General features: G+C 75.7%; 1 protein-coding gene and 1 pseudogene. Both read right to left on the bottom strand.

Features of this window, described 5'->3' with window-relative positions:
• A partial coding sequence (locus ADK55_RS14775; protein ID WP_159041395.1) for an AMP-binding protein occupies positions 1-1,207 on the bottom strand: 1,207 nt, incomplete at its 3' end.
• A pseudogene (locus ADK55_RS14770) lies at positions 1,204-1,565 on the bottom strand (aspartate/glutamate racemase family protein); the annotation flags it as partial. The pseudogene ADK55_RS14770 and the gene ADK55_RS14775, both read right to left, overlap by 4 nt.

Below are 1,565 nucleotides of genomic sequence, written 5' to 3'. Positions count from 1 at the left end.
CCTGCTGGTCCCGCCGGCCGAGCACCTCCAGGACGCCGTCCTCGCGCAGTCTGCCCAGGTCCCCGGTACGGAAGCGGTCGCCCTCGCGGAACCCGCCCGCGGAACCGTCGAGGTATCCGCCGAGCGGGAACGGGGTCCGCAGTTCCACCTCGCCGATCGCGCCCGTGACGGGCTTCCCGGCGAGCAGTACGCGGATCTCCACGCCCGGCATGGGGCGGCCCACCGGCACGGTCTCGGCGACGGCGTCCTCGGCGGTCAGCCGGTGGAACACCTTGGTCATGGTCGTCTCGGACGGCCCGTACAGGTTGACGAGTTCCTTGGTGTCACCGAACAGCCCGCGCCACCAGGCGACGTCCGCGGCGCGCACCGGCTCGCCGGCCAGCAGCACGGCCCGCAGCCCGGGCAGCGAGCCCGCGGTGAGTCCGGCGGACCGCAGGGTGCGGAAGACGGTCGGCACACAGTGCAACACCTCGACGGCGCGCTCCTCCAACCACGCGGCGAGCGCGGCGCCGACCGGTACCCCGCCGGATCCGGCCACCTCGACGGTCCCGCCCACGCACAGCGGGAGCAGCGCGTCGCGCAGGAACGCGTCGAAGCCGGGCGAGGTGAGCAGGGAGACCCGGGTGCCGGGGCCGACCCGCAGCTCCTCGGCCTCCCAGTCCAGGAAGTGGGCGACGGCGGTCAGGCTGCCCCGGATGCCCTTGGGGCGGCCGGTGGTGCCCGAGGTGAAGTAGACGTACCCGCCGTCGGGGACGCCGAGGGCGCTCCAGTCGTCGACGCGCCACGCCCGCGCGGACCGCGCCTCGGCGCCTACCGCCTCGGCGTCGATCCGTACGGCCTCGCCCGTGTCGCAGCCTTCGAGCGCGGCGCGCCCCGCGGCGTCGCAGACGACGTGGTCGGGTCCCAGGTCCTCCAGGATCGCCGTCCAGCGGGCGGCGGGCTGGCGCACGTCCACCGGGGCGAACGCCCTGCCGGCGGCGGCGCAGGCCAGGATGGTCGCCATGACGGCCCCGGGGTCGGCGCAGGCCACCAGCACCGGGCCGCCGCGCGCAGGTCCCTCGCCGGCCGCGAGGGCGGCCCGCAGACCGGACGCGAACTCGGCGAGTTCCCGACGGCTCCAGACGCGGTCGGGGGTGGTGACGGCCGGGGCCCGGCCGTCACCCTCCACCTGTCCGGCCCAGCGGTCCAGGATCTTCGTGTGGCTCACAGCTCTCCGTTCGTGATCCGTCGCGCCACGACCGACAGCGGGTCGATGGCAGGGAATTCGTCCGCTCGGCCCGACTCCTCGATCGCCCGGGTCACCAGGTGGAGTTCGGTGCACGCGGCGACGTACGCGTTCACGCCGTAGCGCGACAGGGCTGCGCGCAGGAAGTCCACCGTCGCCGCGGGGTCGTCGCCGCGCTTGATCCGGTACACCTCCCGGTGGAGGGCCTCCTGGTCGGCCGGATCCAGCAGCACCAGCCGGTGCGCGGACTCGGCCGCGCGCGGGCCGGAGGTAAGGATGCCCGCCTGGGCGGTGCCGCGGGGCCCTTCCTGCTGCGGGGACGGGGCCCCGGCAGGGCCGG

The sequence above is a fragment of the Streptomyces sp. WM4235 genome (assembly GCF_001279725.1).
Taxonomy (GTDB): Bacteria; Actinomycetota; Actinomycetes; order Streptomycetales; family Streptomycetaceae; genus Streptomyces.
The sequence above is the reverse complement of the archived record's forward strand: the minus strand, read 5'-3'. Positions and strand labels throughout refer to the sequence as shown.